General features: G+C 70.1%; 3 protein-coding genes. All 3 read right to left on the reverse strand.

Annotation, left to right across the window (positions count from 1 at the left end):
* Positions 1-2,468, reverse strand: a 2,468-nt coding sequence (locus VQ02_RS32165; protein ID WP_048448338.1) for an efflux RND transporter permease subunit, incomplete at its 3' end; no start/stop codon positions are given.
* A gap of 301 nt (positions 2,469-2,769) precedes the next feature.
* On the reverse strand, positions 2,770-5,889 hold the full coding sequence (locus VQ02_RS32170; RefSeq protein WP_048448339.1) for an MdtB/MuxB family multidrug efflux RND transporter permease subunit: 3,120 nt from the start codon (positions 5,887-5,889) through the stop codon (positions 2,770-2,772).
* Between the two features lie 253 nt (positions 5,890-6,142).
* Positions 6,143-6,824 (reverse strand): efflux RND transporter periplasmic adaptor subunit (locus VQ02_RS32175; RefSeq protein WP_048448340.1); only part of this gene is annotated, 682 nt, incomplete at its 5' end.

Consider the following 6,824-nt stretch of genomic DNA (forward strand, 5'->3'; position numbering starts at 1 on the left):
CCGGCCGACGCGATTGAATTCGTGGCGGCGTTGCGCGCCGAGTCTGTCGCGACCGCTGCCGCGGCGTTGCTGGCGTCGGTCGTCGCGGTGGCGGCGCTCGCGACGGTGCCGGCGACCGCGTTGGTGGTAGCCGAGCCGCGGGCCCGGGCCCCCGAGGTCGAGACGTAGATGAGCTTCAGGGTCTCGGGGTTGTCGAGGTAGCGCGGCGCGATCTCCATCACGACGTGGTACTGGTTGAGCGGGTTGTAGATCGTCGAGACCTGGCGCTGGCCGAAGGCGTCGTAGAGGGTGTTGTCGATCTGGTCGGGCGTCAGGCCGTACCGGAAGGCGGTGGGACGGTCGATGACGAGGCGGGTCTCCAGGCCACCCTGCTGCTGGTCGGAGGTGACGTCGGTGAAGGTCGGGTCCTTCTGCAGCGCCTCGAGCAGCTTCGGGGTCCAGGCGTAGAGCTCCTCGCTGGTGTCGCCCTGGAGCGTGTACTGGTACTGCGAGAAGCTCTGGCGCCCGCCGACGGCGAAGTCCTGGCGCGGGAAGAGGTAGAGCCGCGCTCCGGGGATGCCGGCGAGCTTTGGCCGCAGGCGAGCCATCACGTCGCTGATCGGGTCGCGCTGGCCGAGGGGCTTGAGGCCGACGAAGACGTTGGCCGAGTTGGTGCCGCGCCCGCCGGTGAAGCCGACGACGCTCTCCACCGCCGGGTCGGCCTGCACGATGGCGGTGGCGCGGCGCAGCTTGGCGCTCATCGCCTGGAACGAGATGCGCTGATCGGCCTGGATGCCGCCGATCATCTGGCCGGTATCCTGCTGAGGAAAGAACCCCTTCGGCACGATCACGTAGAGGTAGACGTTCAGCACCACCGCGGCGAGCAGCACCAGCATCACGGTCACGCCGTGGCGCAAGGCCCAGTCGAGGGTGACGCGGTAGAGGCCGAGCAGCCCCGCGAACCCGCCCTCCAGCACCCGGGCGATCGGCCCCGGCCGGGCCCCGTGCGCCCCCGGCTTCAGGAAGCGGGCGCACATCATCGGCGTCGTGGTGAGGGAGACGACCAGCGAGATCAGGATCGCCAGGGACAGGACGACAGCGAATTCCTGGAAGAACCGCCCGATCAGGCCCCCCGCCAGCAGGATCGGCAGGAACACCGCGATGAGCGACAGGCTCATCGACAGCACCGTGAAGCCGACCTCGCGGGCGCCGATCAGCGCCGCCTCGACCCGGGAGCGCCCGTCCTCGATGTGGCGCTGGATGTTCTCCAGCACCACGATCGCGTCGTCGACGACGAAGCCCGCCGCGATGATGAGGGCCATCAGCGAGATGTTGTCGAGGCTGTAGTCGCACAGCCACATCGCCGCGAAGGTGCCCACGAGCGAGATCGGCACCGCCACCGCCGGGATCAGGGTGGCGGGTCCTGAGCGCAGGAAGGCGAAGACGACTAGGATGACGAGGCCGACCGAGATGATCAGCGTGCGCTCGGCCTCCGCCAAGGACGCCCGGATGGTGAGCGAGCGGTCGCCGGTGACGATCAGCTCGGTGTCACCCGGCAGCGCCGCCTTCAGCTGCGGCAGCGCCTCCTTCAGGCGATCGATGGTCTCGACCACGTTGCCGCCGGGCTGCTTGTAGACGATCAGGAGCACGCCGCGCTGGCCGTTGACGAGCCCGAGGTTGCGCCGGTCCTCGACGCCGTCGATCACCTGGCCGACGTCGCGCAGGCGCACGCCGGCCCCGTTGCGGTAGGCCACGACGATGTCGCGGTAATCCTCCGCCTTGCGGCCCTGGTCGTTGGCGTAGAGCTGGTAGCGCCGCTCGCCGGCCTCGATCGCGCCTTTCGGCGAGTTGGCGTTGGCGCTGGCGAGCGCCGCCCGGATGCCCTCGAGCCCGATGCCGTAGTGGAACAGGGCGTTCGGATCGAGTTCGACCCGCACCGCCGGCAGGGACGAGCCGCCGATCTCGACGTTGCCGATGCCCTCGAGCTGCGACAGCTTCTGGGCCAGCACGGTCGCGGCGGAATCGTAGAGCGCGCCGGGGCTGAGCGTCTTTGAGGTGAGCCCCAGGATCACGATCGGCGCGTCGGCCGGGTTGAACTTGCGGTAGGTCGGATTCGCGCGGAGCGCCGTCGGCAGGTCGGCGCGCGCCGCGTTGATCGCCGCCTGCACGTCGCGGGCCGCACCGTTGATGTCCCGGTCGAGGCCGAACTGCAGCACGATCCGGGTCTGCCCGACCGAGCTCGTCGAGGTCATCTGGTCGACGTTGGCGATCTGCCCGAGGCGCCGCTCCAAAGGGGCGGCCACCGTCGTCGCCATGGTGTCGGGGCTGGCGCCGGGCATCTGCGCCTGGACCAGGATGGTCGGGAAGTCGATCTGCGGTAGCGGCGCCACCGGCAACCGCACGAAGGCGAACAGGCCGGCCAGCAGCACGCCGAGGGTGAGGAGCGTGGTGGCGACCGGGCGCAGGATGAAGGGGGCGGAGAGGTTCACGGGCGGGCGCCCGCGGTGTCACGGCGGCCGGCGCGCCGAACCGACGAACAGACTGTTCTCCGCAGCCCTTTCCCGGGCGCATGCAGCGTCAGCGGAATGCGCCCCGGGATCCAGCAGAAGACGTGCCGCGAAGCGGCCCTGCATGCTGCAACGGTGCTGGAAGCCGGAGCCGCTTCGCGGCGAGTCCTTGCGCTGGATCCCGGATCTCCTACCGCTGACGCTCCAGTCGTCCGGGACAGGGCGGTGCGCGATGAGAGACTTCGCACCGATCGGGAGCGGTCAGAGTCGGAGGCCATCGCGCTCACGGCACCGCCTCCCCGGGCGCCAGCCCGCTCCGCCGCCGCCCGCTCAACCGACGCCCGAGGCGGTCGAAGGCGAGGTAGATCACCGGCGTGGTGTAGAGCGTCAGCACCTGGCTCACGATCAGGCCGCCGGCGATCGAGATGCCGAGCGGCTGGCGCAGCTCCGAGCCGGTCCCCGTCCCGAGGATCAGCGGCACCGCCGCGAACAGGGCCGCGAAGGTCGTCATCATGATCGGGCGGAAGCGCAGGATGCAGGCCTCGTAGATCGCGTCCCGCGGGGTCATGCCCTCCTCGCGCTCGGCCTGGAGCGCGAAGTCGATCATCATGATGGCGTTCTTCTTCACGATGCCGATCAGCAGCACGATGCCGATGATGCCGATGATGTCGAGGTCGTGCTCGAACAGCATCAAGCCGGCGAGCGCCCCGATGCCGGCGGAGGGGAGCGTCGAGAGGATCGTGATCGGGTGGACGAAGCTCTCATAGAGCACGCCGAGCACGATGTAGACCGTGACGATGGCGGCGAGCACCAGGAACAGGGTGTTGTCGAGGGAGGCCTGGAAGGCGAGCGCCGAGCCCTGGAAGATCAGCCGGAAGCTGTCGGGCATCCCGAGCTCCTGCTCCGCCGTCTTGATCGCCGCCACCGCCGGCCCGAGCGAGGCCCCCGGCGCGAGGTTGAACGAGATCGTGGTCGCCGGGAACTGGCCGAGATGGCTGATGAGGAGCGGCGCCCGGCGCTCGGTGACCTTGGCGATGGCGGTGAGCGGCACCTGGCCGTTGGTGGCGGTGGAGGACGGCAGGTAGATCCGCTGCAGCGAATCGAGGGTCCGGTGCAGGTCGGGGTCGGCCTCGAGGATCACCCGGTACTGGTTCGACTGGGTGAAGATCGTCGAGATGATGCGCTGGCCGAAGGCGTCGTAGAGGGCGTTGTCGACCGAGGCCGGGGTGATGCCGTAGCGGCCGGCCGTCGCCCGGTCGATGGTGATGTAGGCAGCGAGCCCGCTCGCCTGCCGGTCGCTCGCCACGTCGGCGAGGTCGGGAATCTGCTTCAGGCGGTCGACGAGGCGGGGCACCCAGGTGTCGAAGGCGGCGAGGTCCGGATTCTCAAGGATGAACTGGTACTGCGTCGCGCTCACCGCCGTGTCGATGGTGAGGTCCTGGACCGGTTGCATGAACAGCGCGATGCCCGGCACGTCGGCGACCCGGGCGCTGATGCGCCGGATGATCGCGCTCGCATTCTCCGCCCGCTCCTCCCTCGGGCGCAGGTTGATGAGGAAGCGGCCCGAGTTCAGCGTCACGTTCTGGCCGTCGACGCCGATGAACGAGGACAGGCTGACCACGTCCGGGTCCTTCAGGATCTCCTCCGCCAGGCGCTGCTGGCGCTCGGCCATGGCGGCGTAGGAGACGGTCTGGTCGGCCTGGGTGATGCCCTGGATCAGGCCGGTGTCCTGCACCGGGAAGAAGCCCTTCGGGATCACGACGTACATGTAGACGGTGAGCACCAGGGTGCCGAGCGCCACGAGGAGCGTCAGCCCCTGGACGGCGAGCACGCCCCTCAGGGTGCGGCCGTAGAACGCGATGCCGCCCTCCATCAGCCGGCGCCCGGCGCTGGCGATCCGCCCGGCGGCCCGCGCCTGCGGCGGCTGGTGGCGCAGGAGGCGCGCGCACAGCATCGGCACCAGGGTCAGCGAGACGACCCCTGAGATCACGATGGTGGCGGCGAGCGTGATGGCGAATTCGTGGAAAAGGCGGCCGACCACCTCGCCCATGAACAGGAGCGGGATCAGCACCGCGAGCAGCGACACGGTGAGCGAGATGATGGTGAAGCCGATCTCGCGCGAGCCCTTGAGCGAGGCTTCCAGGGGGCTGTCGCCCTCCTCGACGTGGCGGGCGATGTTCTCGATCACCACGATCGCGTCGTCGACCACGAAGCCGGTGGCGATGGTGAGCGCCATCAGCGACAGGTTGTCGAGGGAGAAGCCCCACAGGTCCATGACGGCGAGCGCCCCGACGAGGGACAGCGGCACCGACAGGCTCGGGATGAGCGTCGCGGGGAGCGAGCGCAGGAACAGGAAGATCACCAGCACCACGAGGGCGATGGCAAGCAGCAGCTCGAACTGCACGTCCTCGACCGAGGCGCGGATCGTCACCGTGCGGTCGGTGAGCGGCGTGACCTGGATCGCCGCCGGCAGGGTGGCCTGGAGCTGGGGCAGCAGCGCCTTGATCCGGTCGACCACCGCGATGACGTTGGCCCCGGGCTGGCGCTGGATGTTGAGGATCACCGCCGGCGTCGTGTCCATCCAGGCGCCGAGCTGGGTGTTCTCCGCCCCCTCGACCACCTCCGCCACCGCCGAGAGCCGCACCGGCGCGCCGTTGCGGTAGGCGATCACCGCGTCGCGGTAGGCGCTCGGATCGCGGATCTGGTCGTTGGCGTTGATGGTGAAGGACTGGGTCGGCCCGTCGATCGAGCCCTTCGGCGTGTTGACGTTGAGGTTGTTGATGGTGGTGCGCAGGTCGTCGATGTTGAGGCCGTAGGCCGCGAGCGCCGTCGCGTTGAAGCGCACACGCACCGCCGGCCGCTGCCCGCCCGCCATCGAGACGAGGCCGACGCCGGAGACCTGGCTGATCTTCTGGGCGAGCCGCGTCTCGGCGAGGTCGCGGACCTGGGTCAGCGCCAGGGTCTTGGAGGTGAGCGCCAGCGTCAGGATCGGCGCGTCGGCGGGGTTGACCTTGGCGTAGACCGGCGGGGCGGGCAGGTCGCTCGGCAAGAGGTTGCCGGCGGCGTTGATGGCCGCCTGGACCTCCTGCGTCGCGACGTCGATGCCGAGGTCGAGGTTGAACTGAAGCGTGATGACGGAGGCGCCGGCCGACGATTGCGACGTCATCTGGTTGAGGTTGGCGAGCTGCCCGAACTGCCGCTCGAGCGGCGCCGTCACCGCCGAGGTCATCACCTCCGGGCTGGCGCCCGGATAGAAGGTCTGCACCTGGATCGTCGGGTAATCGACCGAGGGCAGCGCCGAGAGCGGCAGGTTGAAGTAGGAGATCATGCCCGTGAGCAGGATCGCCAGCATCAGCAGCGTGGTGGCGACCGGGCGCAGGATGAACAGGCGGGAGGGGTTCATCGGAACGCCCGATCATTTTGCGTGGACGGACGTGCGCGCCGAACGCTCCCCCCTCTGCGGGGGAGGGCGCCCCGCGAGGCGGGGCGGGAGAGGGGCAGCGCGACGCTGATCCAGGTGACGCCCGTCAGGACGGCCGCGGCCCCTCCGAAGAAGTGGGTCCGCTCTCCCAGCCTGGCACGAGTGCTGCGCACTCGCCGCAGGCCACCCTCCCCCGCAGAGGGAGGAGGGAGAAGGGCGGCGCGCTTCGAATGAGTCACGGGTTCTGGCTCTGCTGCCGGCGACGGTGCGGGCGCTCGCCCTCGGGACGCTGCCCCTCCTGGCGCTGCCCCTCCTGGTGCGGCTGGGCGGCGCCCTCCCCGCCCGCCGGCTGTGCCGCTTTCGCCTCCGGCCCGGCCGCCTTCTCAGGCCTCCCGCCGGTGACGCGCACCTGCGCCCCGTCCTTCAGCCGGTCGGTTCCGTCGACCACCACCCGGTCGCCGACCGCGAGCCCCTTGGTCACGACGGTCCGCACCCCGTCGCTCTCGCCGATCTCGATCGGGCGCACCGCGACCTTGTCGTCGCCGGTGAGCAGGTAGACGTAGGTGCCCGGCGTGCCCCGCAGCACCGCCGCTGCCGGCACCAGGGCGGCGTCCCGCACCGTGTCGACGTCGAGGCGGGCGTTGACGAACTGGTTGGGGAAGAGCCGGTCGTCCTTGTTCGGAAACAGGGCGCGCAGCTTCACCGTGCCGGTGGTGACGTCGATCTGGTTGTCGACGGTGTCGAGGGTGCCGCGGGCGATCTCGGTGGTGTCGGAGCGGTCGAAGACCCGCACCGGCAGGGTGGCGCCGGCGCGCAGGCGATCCATCACCTGCGCCAGCACGGTCTCCGGCAGGGTGAACACCACCGAGATCGGGTGGAGCTGGGTCACCACCACGATCGCGGTCGAGCCGGCGGTG

This window comes from Methylobacterium variabile, assembly GCF_001043975.1.
In the GTDB taxonomy this organism is placed as follows: Bacteria; Pseudomonadota; Alphaproteobacteria; order Rhizobiales; family Beijerinckiaceae; genus Methylobacterium; species Methylobacterium variabile.

Bases quoted from the DNA above. Each gene is read 5' to 3' on its own strand.
- VQ02_RS32170 (WP_048448339.1), bottom strand. From the start codon at position 5,889: ATGAACCCCTCCCGCCTGTTCATCCTGCGCCCGGTCGCCACCACGCTG.